Here is a 17,956-nt window from a genome sequence, read left to right on the forward strand (position 1 = left end):
GATTGCATGGTCAAATTGTTAAAGAACAATACTGATTGGTTAGCGGCTTAAGTTGCCGTGCTCCGTGTCAGTGAGGTCGCATTATAGAGAGTTCGATCACGTTGGCAAGGGGCTTTTTTAAAAAAAATGGCCAAACCTGACAGTTCGAACAAAAAACACCCAAAACCATCAAAAAGCCAGCTTAAAAGGCTTTAAAGTGGTCTGCAAACACCTCTACTTTTTGCCAATCGGTATATTCGACTTCTTTACTGGTATCTGTTTCACCACCAGTAATGCGCATAATGAACTGGATCATAACCCGGTCAAACCAGCTATAGCGTGGATAACGTAGTGCGCCAGCAAAAACCGCCTGTAAGCCAGGCTGCCATGGCGACTTCGTTAGGAACTTTTTCATATACACGCTCGTTTCCGGCGTATTCTTACCTTCTTTGCGAGCAGTCAGGTTCACACAGAAAAAGCCCACTTTATGTTGTTCTAGCGCAGCCAGGTTCTGATCGATGAATTGATACAGCTTTTTATTAAGGTGGCCATAACGAATTGAGGCTCCAACCAAGATGCGGTCATACTGGTCAAAAGCGATGACTGGTAGCTGATTGAGGTCTGCCAGTTCGCACTGATACCCTTCACCCAGCGTCTTTTCTATATGGCGCATAATTTTGATGGTTTGCCCATCACTGCTCGAATGAAGAAAAAGGACTTTTTCCACGACATTTCCTTATTAATTGTTAACTACGCCAAAACGTAGGGGTAAATAGCACCAACAAGGTAAAGACTTCCAAGCGGCCAAACAGCATCGCAATAACCAATACCCACTTGGCAGGATCGTTGATTTCGCCAAAGTGTACCGCCACTTCCCCCAAACCAGGGCCTAAGTTATTCAAAGTTGCCGCTACAGCAGAGAAAGCGGTGAGCTCATCCAGCCCAGTCGCTATCAAAGCCAACATACAAATCACAAACACTAAAGCATACGCCGAGAAGAATCCCCACACCGCATCGACAACACGTTGCGGAAGAGCCTTATTGCCTACTTTGATGGTATAAACCGCCCTCGGGTGAACCAATCGCTTGAGCTCCCTGACCCCTTGCAGCAACAGCAAGAACATCCGGATCACCTTGATACCACCACCTGTTGAACCGGCACAGCCGCCAACAAACGATGAGAACAATAGCAAGACTGGCAAAAACAGTGGCCATTCAGAGAACCCTGTGGTGGTAAAGCCTGCCGTGGTTGAAATCGACACGGTTTGGAACAGAGCCTGATCAAATGCATCATGATACGAGTTATAGGAATGGTGCTTGAGCAACATGCCAAAACAAATTAGGAACAAAATTAGCTGGGAAGCAAAGAAAGCCCGGAATTCAGGGTCACGCCAATACGTCCGCAGGTGAATGCCGCCATTGGCAAAAGCTGCAAAGTGCAATGAGAAGTTACAGGCTGAGATCAGCAGGAACACCACGGTGATCATGTTTATCGTCGGGCTGTTGAAATACCCCATGCTGGCATCATGGGTAGAGAACCCCCCGATCGCCACCGTCGAAAAGCTGTGGGCAATCGCATCAAAGGCTGTCATTCCCGCCAGCCAAAAAGCCAGGGCACAGCTGATGGTCAAAGCCAAATAGATGTACCACAGCGCCTTGGCGGTTTCGGCAATACGCGGGGTCATCTTGCTGTCCTTAACCGGCCCCGGGATCTCGGCACGATACAACTGCATGCCACCGATACCTAACACCGGCAAGATGGCCACGGCCAATACGATTATCCCCATACCGCCGAACCACTGCAGCAGCTGACGATAGAACAAAATCGCCTTGGGAAGATGGTCTAACCCGACAATCACGGTAGCCCCGGTCGTTGTCAGGGCAGAAAAAGATTCGAAAAAGGAGTCGGTCACCGAGAGATCAGGGGTTTTTGCCAGTATAAAAGGGACAGCACCGGCACTGCCGATTACGGTCCAGAACAAGACAACAATAAGGAAGCCGTCCCTCGCTTTAAGTTCCTTGCGATAATGCCGATTAGGCACCCACAACAATGCACCACCAGCAAAAAGGAGGAAGAAGGTCACAACAAACGGTAGACCGGCACCGTCACGGTAAATAAATGCCACGAGGGCGGGTGCCAGCATGGTGACACTGAACAAGGCGAGCAAAAGCCCGACAATCCTGATAATGGAACGAAATTGCATTGCCTATTCGGCTCTCATCTATATTTTGAAAAAGTTAACGGGACTATTCAGAACGGTCGACCGCACTCACCTGCCCGCCACTGCGACTGAACAGCGTCGCACTAAATGCCTCGACCTGACGGCGATCCAACTCAACCACCATAGTGACACGTTGACCATAGTCAGCCTCAACCTGCTGACCAGAAAACTCAGCAACCAATGACTCCACCAGCGATACCTGATTATACTCGCAGCTGATCAGCAGTTCTGAAGTTATTAACTTTTCTTTGGTTTGCAGCACAGTTAGGGCCTGTTGGACCCCTCCGCCATATGCTTTGACCAAACCACCGGTACCGAGTTTTATACCGCCAGAGTAACGGGTCACTACTGCGGTGATCTCCCCGACCCCAGAGCCTGTCAGCTGAGCAAGGATCGGCTTGCCCGCCGTACCTGACGGCTCACCATCATCGCTAAAGCCCCATTTCATTGAGTCCTCGGGGCGTCCGGCAACAAACGCCCAGCAGTTATGCCTGGCATCATGGTGTTTATCCTTAATGCTTTGGACAAACGCCTTGGCCGCCTCGACATTTGGTGTGTGTGCCAGATAGGTAATAAAGCGGCTTTTCTTTATTTCTTCTTCGAAAGTCGCACTGTCTGCCGGGATCAAATAAGGCTCACTGACGCTCATATGCTGCCGTATTTCTCTGTAATCAATGGAATCTCTCAGGATACCATATCACCGGTTGTTGATGTATCTACAGGACAGTACAAGACCCAAAAGGGGTTGTGGCAATAAATAATTCTTCGGTGTATTTGCAACAACGGTCCCAAGCATAAAATTATGCTTGTTCTTATCAACAATTCACTCATTACAACAAAAAAACAACATGACGCAACTTCTATCCATCGAACTCAACACCCAATCATCCTTTTGAAAATAAAGATAATACCCCACCACTTACCTAATATTTCACATCAAATGAGTTTCTATTCCACACAAAAAGTTAAACAAATGTTTAAAATAGGTATTGTAATCGTTGCACAACAGGTTCAGACTATTATTTAACCTACTGACAGGTCAAACCAGTTAAATCAAATCCGGCACAGACTGGAACTCATGGAGATAGAAGATGATTTACCAAGGTGAAACCCTATCCGTTCGCTATCTGGATGATGGCATCGCCGAGCTTAACCTCAATGCACCCGGCGCAATCAACAAGTTCGACCTCAAAACCCTGGAAAGCTTCAATGAAGCCCTGAATGCGCTCTACCACCAGAGTGATTTGAAGGGGCTGCTAGTAACCTCAAGCAAAGATGCCTTTGTGGTGGGAGCTGATATCACCGAATTCCTTGGCCTATTTGCCAAACCTGCTGAGGAGCTGTCGCAGTGGGTCACCCATGCCAACGACATCTTCAATAAATTGGAAGACTTACCGGTTCCGACCCTGTCAGCGGTTAACGGCCACGCTCTGGGCGGTGGCTGTGAATGTATATTAGCCACAGATCTGCGCCTGGCTGATAGTAAAGCGCGTATTGGCCTGCCAGAAACCAAGCTCGGTATCATGCCGGGGTTTGGCGGTACCGTCCGCCTGCCGCGCTTGATCGGTGCCGACTCGGCAATGGAAATCATTACTACCGGTAAAGACAAGAAAGCCCTCGATGCCCTCAAGCTTGGTATTGTCGATGGGGTTGTCGAACCGGAGCAACTGCACACTGCAGCACTGGCCATGCTCAAGGACGCTATTGCCGGCAAACTGGACTGGCAATCCCGCCGGGCACAGAAAAAAGCACCTTTGGCTTTGAATAAAATCGAAGCGACCATGAGCTTTACGATGGCTAAAGGTATGGTGGCTCAAGTAGCTGGCCCTCACTATCCGGCTCCGATGGCGGCCGTCAAAACCATCGAGGAAGCAGCACGCTGTGAGCGCGACGAAGCACTGAAGATTGAAAACAAGCACTTCGTCACCCTTGCCAAAACCGATGTCGCCCAGTCTCTGGTCGGGATCTTCCTCAACGACCAGTACATCAAAGGCCAGGCCAAGCAAGCCGCGAAGGCCGGGCAGCCCACCAGCAAGGCCATGGTGCTGGGTGCCGGGATCATGGGAGGTGGCATCGCCTACCAGTCTGCCCTCAAAGGGGTACCGGTATTGATGAAGGACATCAGCGACGCCTCACTTGATTTAGGCATGGGCGAAGCCGCCAAACTGCTTAACAAGCAGCTAGAGCGTGGCCGTATTGATGGCCTTGGTATGGCCAAAGTGCTCGGCGGGATCACACCGAGCCTGCATTATGCCGGCGCCGAAGAGGCCGATGTGATCGTCGAGGCTGTAGTAGAGAACCCGAAAATTAAAGCCGCTGTGCTCAGTGAGGTCGAAGGCTTGGTGGGTGACGATACGGTTATCACCTCAAATACTTCCACCATTCCTATCAACCTGCTGGCCAAGTCGCTCAAGCGTCCAGACAAGTTCTGCGGCATGCACTTCTTCAATCCGGTTCACCGTATGCCGCTGGTTGAAATCATCCGTGGCGAACATACGTCGGATGAAACCATCAACCGCGTTGTGGCCTATGCCTCCAAGATGGGCAAATCCCCAATCGTGGTCAATGACTGCCCGGGATTCTTCGTCAACCGCGTGCTGTTCCCTTATTTTGCCGGCTTTAGCCTACTATTGCGTGACGGGGCTGACTTCCAGCAAATCGACAAAGTGATGGAAAAACAATTCGGTTGGCCAATGGGTCCGGCCTACCTACTGGATGTAGTCGGTATTGATACTGCGCACCACGCTCAGGCCGTGATGGCCGAAGGCTTCCCTGAGCGTATGGGCAAAGACTACAAAGATGGTGTGGATGTGATGTTCGAAAACGGTCGCTATGGCCAGAAGAACGGCAAAGGATTCTACGCCTATACCATTGACCGTAAGGGCAAGCCGAAGAAAACCGCCGATGCTGACGTTAGCGAGTTAATTGCCCCAGTTACCGGCAATGCAACCCCATATGATGCCGAAGCGATCATTGCCAGAATGATGATCCCGATGATCAATGAAGTGGTGCGCTGTCTCGAAGAAGGGATCATCGCCAGCCCAGCAGAAGCTGATATGGCATTGGTCTACGGCCTCGGCTTCCCTCCATTCCGTGGCGGCGTATTCCGTTACCTCGATACCCTCGGCCTTGCCAACTATGTTCAGCTGGCAGATAGCTATGCCCACCTTGGTGCCGTTTACCAGGTACCGGCAGGCCTGCGTGAGAAAGCAGAACAAGATGGTCGTTACTACCCTGTACCGAGCAACGCGTAACCATGGCTTAAGGATGAGGAATTGAAAATGAATAACGTTGTAATCGTTGATTGTATCCGTACCCCGATGGGACGCTCTAAAGGCGGCGCTTTCCGCCATGTACGCGCTGAAGACTTATCAGCCCACCTAATGAAAGGCCTGCTGGCACGTAATCCGCAGGTCGATCCTAGCAGCATAGAAGATATCTACTGGGGCTGTGTCCAGCAAACCTTGGAACAAGGCTTCAATGTTGGTCGAAATGCCGCGCTGTTGGCCGGTATCCCCCACACTGTAGGCGCGACAACCGTCAACCGCTTGTGCGGCTCCTCAATGCAGGCGCTACACGATGCTGCCCGCGCCATCATGGTCGGCGATGCCGAGACCTGCCTGATCGGCGGTGTCGAACACATGGGCCACGTGCCGATGAACCATGGTGTCGACTTCCACCCGGGGTTGTCGAAATCTGTTGCCAAGGCGGCGGGGATGATGGGGCTCACTGCCGAAATGCTCGGCCGGATGCATGGCATTAACCGTGAGATGCAGGACGCCTTTGCCGCCCGCTCCCACCAGCGTGCCCATGCCGCGACTATCGAAGGCCGGTTTGCCAACGAGATTTACCCGACCGAAGGCCATGATGCCGATGGTCGTTTGACCCTACTTAGCCATGATGAGGTTATTCGTCCTGAAACAACCGCAGAGTCACTGTCAGCACTACGCCCGGTGTTCGATCCGGCCAACGGTACCGTCACTGCCGGTTCGTCTTCCGCCCTGTCGGATGGCGCATCAGCCATGCTGGTGATGAGCGAAGACAAAGCCAAAGCGCTCGGCCTGACTATCCGTGCCCGAGTCAAAGCAATGGCGATTGCCGGCTGCGATCCTTCTATCATGGGTTATGGGCCGGTACCGGCCAGCCAGAAAGCATTGAAACGTGCCGGTCTATCCATTGAGGATATCGGTATGGTGGAGCTCAACGAAGCTTTTGCTGCCCAGTCACTCCCTTGTGCCAAAGATCTCGGTTTGCTGGATGTGGTCGAGGAAAAGGTCAACCTCAATGGCGGCGCCATTGCGCTCGGTCACCCACTAGGCTGCTCAGGTTCGCGTATCTCCACCACCCTGATCAACCTGATGGAGCACCATGATGTCCAATTCGGTCTGGCAACAATGTGTATTGGCTTAGGCCAAGGTATTGCCACCGTTTTCGAGCGGGTTGAGTAGCCCCCTTCCTCCTCCAAGAGCCCGCTTCGGCGGGCTTTTTTGATCTTTTCCACATATGCAGTAATAACATAGATTAAATGATTAACTTTCATTTTATTCATAGTTATTTCAGGTCTACACTCATAACCACTTAAGACGCTTGTATTAATTCGGAGCATCCCTATGTTTAAGGCACTGGTTCTAAACCAAGAAGAGAAAAAAACAATTGCGACAATCGAACAGTTGGACAATAGCCATCTTCCTGAAGGCGATGTTCTGATTGATGTTGATTACTCTTCCCTGAACTACAAAGACGGCTTGGCCATCACAGGTAAAGGCAAGATCATCCGTAACTTCCCGATGGTGCCGGGTATCGACCTCGCCGGTACTGTCGTCAGCTCCGAAGATGCCCGCTACCAAGAAGGTGACAAAGTCGTACTCACTGGCTGGGGTGTCGGTGAAAACCACTGGGGCGGCATGTCACAGCGTGCCCGCCTAAAAGCAGATTGGCTAGTGCCACTTCCTAAAGGCCTAGATAGCAAAAAAGCCATGATGGTCGGTACAGCAGGTTTCACCGCCATGCTATGTGTACAGGCGCTATTGGATGCCGATGTCAAACCAGACGCGGGTGAAATCCTAGTAACCGGTGCCAGCGGTGGTGTGGGCTCAGTTGCAGTTACCCTGCTGGCCCAGCTTGGCTACAAGGTTGCGGCTGTTACTGGCCGTGTAGAGCAAAACGGCCCACTGCTAGAAAAGCTTGGTGCCAGCCGTATTATCGATCGCAGTGAATTTGAAGAGCCGGCACGCCCGCTAGAGAAGCAAGTGTGGGCAGGTGCTGTCGATACCGTAGGTAGCAAAGTGCTGTCAAAAGTACTGGCACAGATGGACTACAACAGCGCGGTTGCCGCTTGTGGTTTGGCTGGCGGCTTTGATTTGCCGACAACAGTGATGCCGTTCATCCTACGTAACGTGCGCCTACAGGGTGTTGACTCGGTAATGTGCCCTACAGAGAAGCGTATCGCGGCTTGGGAAAAACTGGTCGAGCTACTACCTGAGAGCTTCTATGAGCAAGCATGTACCGAGGTTGAGCTAGATGCTGCGCCTAAGTACGCGGAAGATATTACCAACGGCCAAGTAACCGGCCGAGTCGTGATCAAGCTATAACAGCAATTGCGAACGTAATTCCAATGACTAAAGCCGGGTTTATCCCGGCTTTTTTATTCCAATCCCATATCATCGATGCGCTTGGCGATCAGGCGGCTACACTCCTCTTTGACAATCGCCCTCAGCCACTCCTGGGCTGGCGAATGTTCGCAGCGCGGATGCCAGATCATCGAATAATCAAATGGCATAAAGGCAAACGGTAGCGGTTTAACCACCAAGTCGTAGCGCTCAGCTACCAGGTAAGCCAAATCCGCCGGCACAGTAATGATGAGTGGCATGGTATCGACAATCGCCAGTGCCGCTTCAAGGTGGTAAGCCCGTAAAACCATTTTCCGTTTCGGCTGGCCAACCAACGCTTGCTCAATCAGCGCTTTTACCCCATCACTGATCGCAATCATCGCATGGGGATGGGCAAGGTAGTCTGCCAGGCTCATTTCTTTATCAGCCAGCGGATGATGCTTTGATAGCAGGCATAACACGCCGACGCGCCCCAAAATCTCACTGCGCAGCGGCTCAACAGGGCCGATCGGACGGCAGATCGCCAAATCCGCCCCTTCATAAGTCAGCTGGTCGGCTAGCCTGTCATGCTGCAACGGCAGGAACTCAAACGAGACCTCCGGTGCCTCTTGGTAAATTCGCGGCAGGGCAAACGGCAAAATCGTCTGCATCGCGTAGTCTGTGGTCGCGATGGCAAAGGTCTGATCGCAGCGGCGCGGATCAAACTCAACCGGTGACAGCAACTGGCGCAGGGATTCCAATGGTTCACCCAATGCCCGATCAAACTCCAACGCCTTTTCAGTGGGGATCAAATGCTGGCCCTGGCGGGTAAAAAGCGGATCGCCAAGCAAGTCGCGCAGCCTACCCAGCACCCTGCTCATCGCCGACTGGCTCAGGTTCAGGCGCGTGGCAGCCTTGCTGACACTGCTCTCTTCAATCAGTACCCGCAATGCCACCAGCAAATTCAAATCACGGCGATAGATGTCTTCTAGTTCCACTTCGAGCTACCTTGGCAAGATATTGGGAGTAATACCAAACAACATATTACTTAGTTTGGTATTATTTTATCGTCCAGATAAAAAAAATCCCGCTATAAAAGCGGGGAAGCCCAAGAAAACTGGGGGAGTGTAGTAGATGTGCAATGTTAGCTTTCTTCTTCCTCGAGCTCGGGAGAATTGGTGAGCTCGAGCCAAAGTCCTAGCGCGGCGGCAATTAGGCCACCCAGCGCGATAAAACTGGTCTCATTCGGTGAACGTAGCATCAAAGAGCAAAACGTAATGAAGCACAGTACGCTATAAATTGTCAGGCGATCCATCTGAGTCAACATAGTTCCTCCTAATCCTTCAGAAGATAAACGTTAATGACTTGTTAAATACGTTACACGTTTTATTTTGATTTGCCAACCCTTATTGATTAATTCTTGCCCATAAGTATGATCACAATCTTCAACAGAAGATGTAGATGCTATGACCGCTATTTTTGACAACCCCACCCACAGTTTGGAAGCTGAAGGACTCCGCTGCCCTGAGCCTGTGATGATGGTGCGTAAAACCGTAAGGAAAATGGCCGAAGGCGATACCCTGCTCGTCACTGCCGATGACCCTTCAACTACTAGGGATATTCCAAGCTTTTGCCGTTTCATGGATCACACCTTGGTTGCGGCAGAAACCGACAGCCTGCCTTACCGTTACTTGATAAAAAAAGGCACTAACTAAACGATCAAAAAAAGGCAGCTCATTGAGCTGCCTTTTTACTGTCTTGTTACCAGCTAACGGCTAATCCTCGTTACGGTACGAATCCCGCAATTGGCGGTTGGCTTTATCGAGTTCGTGGCGCAGGTCGCGGATTTCCTTCTTCATCGGCAGGACATAACGCAAGCGAACCAAGGCATCAACCGATAGGTACGTCGTCACAATGGCACCGACCACCATCGGCAGCCACATGTCCGTCAGCACCATACCGAGAATATTCAGCGCCAACGCAAAGTTGAATAACCAGAATTGGCTCTGGGGCGATATTGCAAGAAAACGGTTCATAACCCCCTCCTATACAGCGGTAACCGTCCTAAGGTACTGGTACCAACATATCACGCCAACCTTCCCGGCACTGCTGCCATGCTCACAATTTAAGTGGTTGTTATCACAGTGTCATAATGGCTTGTGAGCAAGGCTCTAATAGCCGTGTTCCACGTGGAACACAGCTAGCGGAGATTACATGCCAAACGCGGCGGCAAGAGCCAGGCCAAAGAACAGCGCCGCAGTGATTTTACGGATCAAACTCAACGGCATACGCTCGGCTGACAACTTACCAATCAAGACCACTGGCACATTGGCCAGCAACATACCAATAGTGGTACCCAATACCACCCACACTAGCGCATCACTGTATTTCGCACCCAGCATAGTGGTCGCCACTTGGGTCTTGTCACCGATTTCGGCAATGAAGAAAGCAATGAAGCTGGCGACAAACGGCCCACGGTTGGAGATCTGTTCGTCATCATCAAGCTTATCGGGGATAAGTATCCAACCCGCCATCGCGACAAAGCTCACCACCAACACCCACTTAAGCACTTCAGGTGTTAGGTAGTCGGCAACAACCACACCCAACCAGGCTGCCAATGCGTGGTTGGCAATCGTAGCGAAGAAGATCGCCAGGATGATAGGAATAGGTTTGCGGTAGCGGCTAGCAAGCAACAGGGACAGCAACTGGGTTTTATCGCCAATTTCTGCCAAGGCAACCGACGTAATAGAGATAGCTAAAACACTCACGACATGCTCTTTGGGGCGAGGAATACGATAAAAAAACCACAGGTAAACGCACATGCCCCACCCCGGTTCATGCTGGTTTACCGATGGTCTCGCCAAACTCACTAGTAGGATAAACGTGAGTCACAAACGCCATGAAGATTTTGCTTCAATTATGTTGACGCTTGTCTTGCCAGGACAAGAGGCTACTCCCCAAAGGTGCGGCAATTCTACACAGCAGCAACACGGATCGCAAGGCACAAAAAAGGGCCTGCTTGAGGCCCTTTTATCCAATCAAGGTTTTTTGGGTGAAATTAACCTTGTGGAGAAAGCACGATTTCTACACGGCGGTTCTGGGCACGACCCTGCTCGTTATCGTTCGAAGCAATCGGGTGTGACTCACCCATGCCTTTGGTCACGATACGGTTGCTAGCCACACCACCGCGCATCAGCTCGTTGCTCACTTCGCTGGCACGAACCTGGGATAGGCGCAGGTTATAAGACGCCGCACCAGTGCTATCGGTAAAACCGTAAACATTCAGCATGGTCTCATCGTATTCTTTGGCCACCAAGGCCACACTGCTAAGAGCATTTTTAGCCTGGCCGCTCAACGCCGTGTCGTCCACAGCGAAAGTAATGGTGTTAGGCATGTTGAGGATAATATTGTCACCGTCACGGGTTACGCTGATCCCGGTCGATTGCAATTGCTTGCGCAGCTCAGCTTCCTGCACATCCATGTAGTAGCCGATACCGCCACCCAGAGCAGCACCAGAAGCCGCACCAATCAGTGCACCCTTACCACGGTCACTCTTGCTCGAAGACGCAGCACCGATAGCAGCACCCGCCACCGCACCGATGATAGAGCCACTGGTCGCTTTCGCCGTTTGGTCTTCACCTGTGTAAGGGTTGGTTGTTGAACAACCTGTCGCAACCACAGCCGTTGCCGTAGCAAACACCAGGTTACGAATCCATTTGCTAGATTTAGCGCGATTAGTCAAATCCATATTGTTTACCTTTCTTATTTCTCGGCTCAGGGCCGATGTCATTGTGTGCAGCGTCTTTGGCAAGCCAAAGCTGTTCATTGGCGGCCGTATTGTATCTGCCCGTCATAAGCTGATATCAGAACAATGTCAAAAAACTCCATACCATGACAAGCGAGGCACATTAATTTAAGCAAATTAATCAAAGATGACCAAAAAACATGCACTCCCCCTACTAGCGCAGGTGTTGGCAAGGTATACTGGATAGTTACTAAAAATCTCTCAATCCATTAATCACGCGAAGCTGACAATGCAGAAATACGATATTAAAACCTTTCAGGGCATGATCCTCGCGCTGCAGGATTACTGGGGCCAACAGGGTTGTACTATTGTGCAACCTCTGGACATGGAAGTAGGTGCAGGTACCTCTCACCCGATGACATGTCTTCGTGCTCTGGGTCCAGAACCTATTGCAGCAGCGTATGTGCAACCATCACGCCGTCCTACCGACGGCCGCTACGGCGAGAACCCGAACCGCCTTCAGCACTACTACCAGTTCCAGGTGATCATCAAGCCATCACCGGACAATATTCAGGAGCTATACCTAGGCTCGCTGGAAGCTCTTGGCATCGACACCCAAGTCCACGACATCCGCTTCGTAGAAGATAACTGGGAAAACCCAACCTTGGGTGCCTGGGGTCTAGGCTGGGAAGTATGGCTAAACGGTATGGAAGTGACTCAGTTCACTTATTTCCAGCAGGTTGGTGGTCTTGAATGTAAGCCAGTAACCGGTGAAATCACATACGGTATCGAACGTCTGGCGATGTACATCCAGGGTGTTGATTCCGTATACGACCTAGTATGGACAGACGGTCCGCTAGGCAAAGTGACATACGGTGATATCTTCCACCAAAACGAAGTTGAACAGTCAACTTACAACTTCGAATACGCAGACGTTGATTTCCTATTCACATTCTTCGACCAGTGCGAAAAGGAATGTCAGGAGCTACTAGCACTAGAGAAACCACTTCCTCTACCTGCTTACGAACGTATTCTAAAAGCAGGCCATGCATTCAACCTTCTTGATGCACGCAAAGCCGTTTCTGTTACAGAGCGTCAGCGCTACATCCTGCGCATCCGTAACCTAACCAAGCAAGTGGCTGAAGCCTACTACGCTTCCCGTGAAGCTCTTGGCTTCCCAATGTGCAAAAAAGACAAGTAAGGATCACCATGGCTGAACACAATTTCCTTATTGAACTTGGTACCGAAGAGCTACCGCCAACGGCACTGCGCACACTGGCAGAAGCCTTTGCAGCGAACTTCGAAGCTGAGTTGAAAGCAGCAGACCTACCACACCAGGGTGTGAAGTGGTTTGCTTCTCCTCGCCGCCTGGCACTTAAGGTTGCTGGCCTTGCTGAAAACCAGCCTGACAAGGTGGTAGAAAAGCGCGGCCCGGCGATTTCTGTGGCATTCGATGCAGACGGTAACCCAACCAAAGCGGCTCAAGGCTGGGCACGTGGTAATGGCATCACCGTTGAACAAGCTGACCGCCTGGTTACCGACAAAGGCGAATGGCTACTGTTCAAGCAAGAAGTCAAAGGCCAAGCGGCTGATGCACTGCTATGCGATATGGCTGCCAATGCGCTTGCTAAACTGCCAATTCCTAAGCCAATGCGCTGGGGTGACACAGACACTCAGTTTATCCGTCCGGTGAAAACCCTGACCATGCTTCTGGGTGACAAGCTGATCCCGGGTACTATCCTAGGTGTGGAATCTGCATGCACAATCCGTGGCCACCGCTTCATGGGTGAAGCTGAGTTTACTATCGACAATGCCGATCAGTATCCAGCGATCCTGGAAGAGCGCGGCAAGGTAATGGCTGATTACGAAGCACGTAAAGCCATCATCTTGGCTGACGCCCAGAAAGCTGCTGAAGCAGTTGGTGGTATAGCCGACCTTGAAGATGAGCTAGTGGAAGAAGTGACGTCTCTGGTTGAATGGCCTGTCGTACTGACTGCATCTTTCGAAGAAGACTTCCTGAACGTACCGTCTGAAGCGCTGGTTTACACCATGAAAGGTGACCAGAAATACTTCCCGGTTTACGATGCAGAAGGCAACCTAGTGCCTAAGTTCATCTTCGTAACCAACATCATTTCGAAAGATCCTCAGCAAATCATCGAAGGTAACGAGAAGGTTGTCCGCCCTCGCCTTGCCGATGCAGAGTTCTTCTTCAACACCGACCGTAAGCGTCCGCTGATCGATCGCCTGCCTGAACTAGAAACGGCTATCTTCCAGAAGCAGCTAGGTACGATCAAAGACAAGACTGACCGTATTACTGAGCTGGCCGGTTACATTGCCGAGAAGATCGACGCTGATGTGGCTAACGCTAAGCGCGCAGGCCTACTGGCCAAGTGTGACCTGATGACCTCCATGGTATTCGAATTTACCGATACCCAAGGTGTGATGGGCATGCACTACGCTCGCCATGACGGTGAAGCAGAAGAAGTAGCCCTGGCGCTAAACGAGCAATACATGCCACGTTTTGCCGGCGACGAACTACCAAGCACAGGCGTGTCAGCGTCAGTTGCAATGGCAGACAAGCTAGATACGCTAGTAGGTATCTTCGGCATTGGCCAGGCACCAAAAGGTTCTGATCCATTTGCCCTGCGCCGTGCCGCTCTTGGTGTTCTGCGTATCATCGTCGAGAAAGGCTACAACCTAGACTTGGTTGACCTGATTGCCAAAGCGCAATCACTGTTCGGCGACAAGCTGACGAACGCCAATGTGGCAGACGAAGTGATCGACTTCATGCTAGGCCGCTTCCGCGCTTGGTACCAAGACGAAGGCCACAGCGTTGACGTTATCCAGGCAGTACTGGCACTTCGCCCTACCCAGCCAGCTGATTTTGACAAGCGTGTTAAAGCGGTAACGCACTTCCGCTCTCTAGACGCAGCTGAATCACTAGCAGCCGCGAATAAGCGTGTAGGTAACATCCTGGCGAAATTCGACGGTGAGCTAGCTGCAGATGTTGATAGCAGCCTATTGGTTGAAGATGCAGAGAAAGCATTGGCGACTGATATCGCATCAACTCTTGATCAGCTTGCCCCTGTCTTCGCCGAAGGTGATTACCAGCAGGCTCTGTCTGAGCTAGCAAACCTTCGTGAGCCAGTCGATGCGTTCTTCGATAACGTAATGGTTATGGCTGATGACGAGAAACTAAAAGTGAACCGTCTTACCATGCTGAACCAGCTGCGTAACGAGTTCCTAAAAGTGGCTGATATTTCGCTACTGCAAAAGTAATCGCGAAAGAGCAACAACGATATTACAGCCCCGGTTATACCGGGGCTTTTTTATATGTGCCCTTAGGTTTTCCCCGAACTGTTATCAAATCTATTTCCCCCGCGCCAATTCGCTTTAGCTGTTTCACGTGGAACACACAGATATAAACGGCACTCCAGGTCATCACGGTTTCATGTGAAACAATAGATAGCTTACCCTGCGAACAGGTACCGCTAGACTATATATACCAGCTGATTGCCTCGTGAAAATATACGTAAAAGAGTGGGATGGAGATCCGGTGTTACAAAGGGTTTAATAAAGCGCTTCGTTAAGGTATGTTGACGAACAGCACAACATAAACCATAACCATATCGAATAAGATAAACACAACGCCCCGAGGTCAGAAGTAAAGATGGAGTTTTCTACATTTGGTGACAAGTTCGCCCGCTACTCAGGTATCACCCAGTTGATGGATGATTTGAACGATGGATTACGTAACCCCGATGCCATCATGCTCGGCGGCGGTAACCCTGCCCAGATCCCTGAAATGGTAGAGTACTTCAATCAGCTCTGCAGCCAGATGGCAGCCACCGGTGAGCTCACCCAGGCACTGACCAATTACGATGGCCCCCAGGGCAAGAATGTTTTTATCAATGCCCTCGCCCAGCTCCTCAAATCACGCTATGGCTGGGACATCAGTGCCAATAATATAGCCCTGACCAACGGCAGCCAGAGTGCTTTCTTCAACCTGTTCAACTTGCTGGCAGGGAAATTCGAGAACGGCAAGAAGAAAAGAATCTTGTTGCCACTGGCACCTGAATATATTGGCTATGGTGACTCAGGTTTGAGTGAAGATATGTTTATCTCCTACAAACCGGAGATCAGCCTGCTCGACAATGGCCTATTCAAATACCATATCGACTTCAACCACCTCGTCGTAGATGACAGTATTGGCGCCATTTGTGCATCGCGCCCTACCAACCCAACAGGCAATGTTCTAACTGACGAGGAAATTCACCACCTTGATCAGCTGGCTCGCGAACACAATATCCCGCTCATCATCGACAATGCCTACGGCATGCCGTTCCCGGATATTATCTTTGAAGATGTTACCCCATTCTGGAACGACAACACTATCTTGTGCATGAGCTTGTCGAAACTTGGCCTGCCCGGCGTGCGCTGCGGTATTGTGGTTGCCAGCGAAGAAATCGCCACCGCCATCGCCAACATGAACGGCGTACTCAGCCTGGCACCGGGCAGTGTCGGCCCTGCCATCGGTTATAAGATGATTGAGCAAAATGACCTCATGCGTTTGAGCGAAGATGTCATCAAGCCTTTCTACCTGCGCAAGTCCAAGCATGCAGTTGAGATGCTGCAACAGGCTATTACTGATCCGCGTTTTAGGATCCATAAGCCTGAAGGCGCGATGTTCCTATGGCTATGGTTCAAGGATTTGCCAATCAGCACCATGGAGCTTTACCGCCGATTGAAAGCCCGTGGTGTACTCATTGTACCTGGTGAGTATTTCTTCATAGGCCTGGATGAAGACTGGCAGCATGGCCACGAGTGTTTGCGGATGAACTACGTTCAGGAAGATGAGGTGATGCGCAAAGGCATCGCAATCATTGCCGAGGAAGTGGAAAAGGCCTACCAAGAACGCTAAACCACACGGGCATAAGACTAAGCAACATACACAGGCTACCTCGGGTAGCCTGTTTATTTTCGCTACCAGCCAATGCGAAGCTAATTACTCCACCACCACTAATTCCACAACCAATCTTTCCGAAAGCAATCTATACCAATACGCAACTATCTTTGCTTTTACTATTTCACTCATATAGAAGCTTTAAAGATCGCCTCTTAGGCCGGTTTTATGTTTCCTTCTAAACAGTATCAACTTAGCTTGGTGATATACGGTTTACTCTCGCTAGGTCACTTTCACCTTTACTAGGTGGCACATTTTCTTGGCCAAGGTTTCACGTGAAACAGAGCTGCAGCGCACTGAGATACAAACGGATACCACACCACCCTCATCACCACCCTCATCACCACCCTCATCACCACACACGAACAACTTAACGTACTTCAGAATGAAAGATGCATTAATGACTTTGAAGCAAGCCATCTTACAAATCGGTAAGTGCCCAAAAACAAAGAGGTGGCTTTGAACAGATCTCGCTGATATACCTGTTGCTTTGGATGAACATGATGAGACAGCGACGAAAGCAAAGACAAAGGAAAAGTAGGAAAATAAAAAAGGCCAGCACGCTGGCTGACCTTTCACACCTCTAACGGGAGAAATGCTCCTGTTTGGAATTACTCGCTTTCAAGCAAACGACGACCGTTGATCGCGATCTTGCGCGGTTTCTGCTCTTCAGGGATCTCGCGTTCAAGATCAATATGCAGCAGGCCATTTTCCATCTCGGCACCGACAACTTTAACGTAATCAGCCAGCTGGAATTTACGCTCAAAATCACGCTCGGCAATGCCTTGGTACAGATACTGGCGTTCAGCCTCACCGCTAGCTTCGCGGGTACCACGAACAATCAGTTTGTTTTGCTGCTGGGTGATATCCAGTTGCTCATCGGCAAAGCCTGCCACTGCCATAGTAATACGGTAGTGGTTTTCATCTTGCTGTTCGATGTTATATGGCGGGTAACCAGCGTTAGCGTTGGTTGCCGATTTTTCCATTTGGTTGAAAAGACGATCGAAGCCGATAGCAGAGCGGTATAGAGGAGTGAAATCTAGGTTACGCATAAACTTTATCCTTCTTATGAAGCAATATATTAAACGATTGAATTGTCGAAGTGGCTTTCCTTCTGCGGACAAGCCGGTCGCAGGCCCAATCTTTGGCACCTTGCTCTTCATAAATAGATATAGGGTCAGCGCAATATAATTCCAACCCCGATAGAAAAAATTTTTACCATACACCTTAATTCCGTACAGCCACCAGCACCACACTGATCGTTTAGCGAGCATAAACAGCACTAGCCATTTCTTAGAAGGTGACTCTTTTAACCAGCAGCTCGAAGTTATCTGTTCATGTGGATGTGGATTTTGGAGTGATGAGCTCTAGGTAAGATCTGTGCTAGGTAAATTGGGTTCCGATTAAAAGGAAGAGATGCCCTGAATAATGAAAAGCCGAATAATGGCGCGAGCGGTTT

The 17,956-nt window shown here is 50.4% G+C and carries 17 protein-coding genes and 1 riboswitch; of the genes, 7 read left to right on the forward strand and 10 right to left on the reverse strand.

The window, feature by feature from the left end:
• Positions 1 to 181: 181 nt before the first annotated feature.
• Genes hemG through R2X38_RS22530 form a run of 3 tightly spaced genes read right to left on the reverse strand, consistent with a single transcriptional unit; the run spans position 182 to position 2,850 of the window.
• A complete protein-coding gene (hemG, locus tag R2X38_RS22520; protein ID WP_317524606.1) occupies positions 182 to 706 on the reverse strand; it encodes a menaquinone-dependent protoporphyrinogen IX dehydrogenase in 525 nt (174 codons plus the stop codon).
• A 19-nt stretch (positions 707 to 725) separates the two neighbouring features.
• Positions 726 to 2,183, reverse strand: coding sequence for a TrkH family potassium uptake protein (locus tag R2X38_RS22525; RefSeq protein ID WP_317524608.1), 1,458 nt, complete (start codon positions 2,181 to 2,183; stop codon positions 726 to 728).
• Positions 2,184 to 2,226: 43 nt separating this feature from the next.
• Positions 2,227 to 2,850: a YigZ family protein gene (locus R2X38_RS22530; protein WP_317524609.1), complete on the reverse strand. Its 624-nt coding sequence runs from the start codon at positions 2,848 to 2,850 to the stop codon at positions 2,227 to 2,229.
• Between the two features lie 442 nt (positions 2,851 to 3,292).
• On the opposite strand from R2X38_RS22530, the gene fadB reads away from it, so the two are divergent.
• The 3 genes from fadB (at position 3,293) to R2X38_RS22545 (ending at position 7,792) form a co-directional block, all read left to right on the forward strand.
• Positions 3,293 to 5,455 carry a fatty acid oxidation complex subunit alpha FadB gene (fadB, locus tag R2X38_RS22535; RefSeq protein WP_317524610.1) on the forward strand — a complete coding sequence of 721 codons (2,163 nt, stop codon included), beginning with the start codon at positions 3,293 to 3,295 and terminating at the stop codon, positions 5,453 to 5,455.
• 27 nt (positions 5,456 to 5,482) lie between these two features.
• A complete protein-coding gene (gene fadA / locus R2X38_RS22540; protein ID WP_317524611.1) occupies positions 5,483 to 6,649 on the forward strand; it encodes an acetyl-CoA C-acyltransferase FadA in 1,167 nt (388 codons plus the stop codon).
• 162 nt (positions 6,650 to 6,811) lie between these two features.
• A complete protein-coding gene (locus R2X38_RS22545; RefSeq protein WP_317524612.1) occupies positions 6,812 to 7,792 on the forward strand; it encodes an MDR family oxidoreductase in 981 nt (326 codons plus the stop codon).
• 53 nt (positions 7,793 to 7,845) lie between these two features.
• Here R2X38_RS22545 and R2X38_RS22550 read toward each other — a convergent pair whose 3' ends face one another.
• A complete protein-coding gene (locus tag R2X38_RS22550) occupies positions 7,846 to 8,787 on the reverse strand; it encodes a LysR family transcriptional regulator (RefSeq protein ID WP_317524614.1) in 942 nt (313 codons plus the stop codon).
• A gap of 146 nt (positions 8,788 to 8,933) precedes the next feature.
• Positions 8,934 to 9,116: a hypothetical protein gene (locus R2X38_RS22555; protein WP_044622220.1), complete on the reverse strand. Its 183-nt coding sequence runs from the start codon at positions 9,114 to 9,116 to the stop codon at positions 8,934 to 8,936.
• 139 nt (positions 9,117 to 9,255) lie between these two features.
• Between R2X38_RS22555 and tusA the strand changes: the two genes are divergently transcribed.
• Positions 9,256 to 9,504, forward strand: a complete 249-nt coding sequence (tusA, locus tag R2X38_RS22560) for a sulfurtransferase TusA (RefSeq protein WP_317524616.1) — start codon at positions 9,256 to 9,258, stop codon at positions 9,502 to 9,504.
• Between the two features lie 60 nt (positions 9,505 to 9,564).
• Here tusA and R2X38_RS22565 read toward each other — a convergent pair whose 3' ends face one another.
• The 3 genes from R2X38_RS22565 to R2X38_RS22575 all read right to left on the reverse strand — a co-directional run bounded on the left by R2X38_RS22565 (position 9,565) and on the right by R2X38_RS22575 (position 11,537).
• Positions 9,565 to 9,825 carry a hypothetical protein gene (locus tag R2X38_RS22565; RefSeq protein ID WP_044622218.1) on the reverse strand — a complete coding sequence of 87 codons (261 nt, stop codon included), beginning with the start codon at positions 9,823 to 9,825 and terminating at the stop codon, positions 9,565 to 9,567.
• 174 nt (positions 9,826 to 9,999) lie between these two features.
• Positions 10,000 to 10,557: a TMEM165/GDT1 family protein gene (locus R2X38_RS22570; protein ID WP_317524618.1), complete on the reverse strand. Its 558-nt coding sequence runs from the start codon at positions 10,555 to 10,557 to the stop codon at positions 10,000 to 10,002.
• 95 nt (positions 10,558 to 10,652) lie between these two features.
• A riboswitch (yybP-ykoY riboswitch) is annotated at positions 10,653 to 10,755 on the reverse strand.
• 92 nt (positions 10,756 to 10,847) lie between these two features.
• Positions 10,848 to 11,537 carry an OmpA family protein gene (locus R2X38_RS22575; protein WP_317524619.1) on the reverse strand — a complete coding sequence of 230 codons (690 nt, stop codon included), beginning with the start codon at positions 11,535 to 11,537 and terminating at the stop codon, positions 10,848 to 10,850.
• Positions 11,538 to 11,823: 286 nt separating this feature from the next.
• On the opposite strand from R2X38_RS22575, the gene glyQ reads away from it, so the two are divergent.
• The 3 genes from glyQ to R2X38_RS22590 all read left to right on the forward strand — a co-directional run bounded on the left by glyQ (position 11,824) and on the right by R2X38_RS22590 (position 16,455).
• Positions 11,824 to 12,735: a glycine--tRNA ligase subunit alpha gene (gene glyQ / locus R2X38_RS22580; protein WP_039463466.1), complete on the forward strand. Its 912-nt coding sequence runs from the start codon at positions 11,824 to 11,826 to the stop codon at positions 12,733 to 12,735.
• Positions 12,736 to 12,743: 8 nt separating this feature from the next.
• Positions 12,744 to 14,813 (forward strand): glycine--tRNA ligase subunit beta, encoded by a 2,070-nt coding sequence (gene glyS / locus R2X38_RS22585; RefSeq protein ID WP_317524621.1) that lies wholly within the window; start codon positions 12,744 to 12,746, stop codon positions 14,811 to 14,813.
• A gap of 391 nt (positions 14,814 to 15,204) precedes the next feature.
• Entirely contained in the window at positions 15,205 to 16,455 is a 1,251-nt protein-coding gene (locus R2X38_RS22590; RefSeq protein WP_317524622.1) for a valine--pyruvate transaminase, read from the forward strand.
• A gap of 264 nt (positions 16,456 to 16,719) precedes the next feature.
• Here R2X38_RS22590 and R2X38_RS22595 read toward each other — a convergent pair whose 3' ends face one another.
• Positions 16,720 to 16,917, reverse strand: coding sequence for a hypothetical protein (locus tag R2X38_RS22595; RefSeq protein WP_317524623.1), 198 nt, complete (start codon positions 16,915 to 16,917; stop codon positions 16,720 to 16,722).
• A 191-nt stretch (positions 16,918 to 17,108) separates the two neighbouring features.
• Complete coding sequence (gene ibpA / locus R2X38_RS22600; protein ID WP_317524624.1) at positions 17,109 to 17,549, reverse strand: small heat shock chaperone IbpA; 441 nt, start codon at positions 17,547 to 17,549, stop codon at positions 17,109 to 17,111.
• Positions 17,550 to 17,956: the final 407 nt, after the last annotated feature.

Origin of the sequence: Photobacterium rosenbergii (genome assembly GCF_033022775.1) — a bacterium.
GTDB classification, from domain to species: Bacteria; Pseudomonadota; Gammaproteobacteria; order Enterobacterales; family Vibrionaceae; genus Photobacterium; species Photobacterium rosenbergii_A.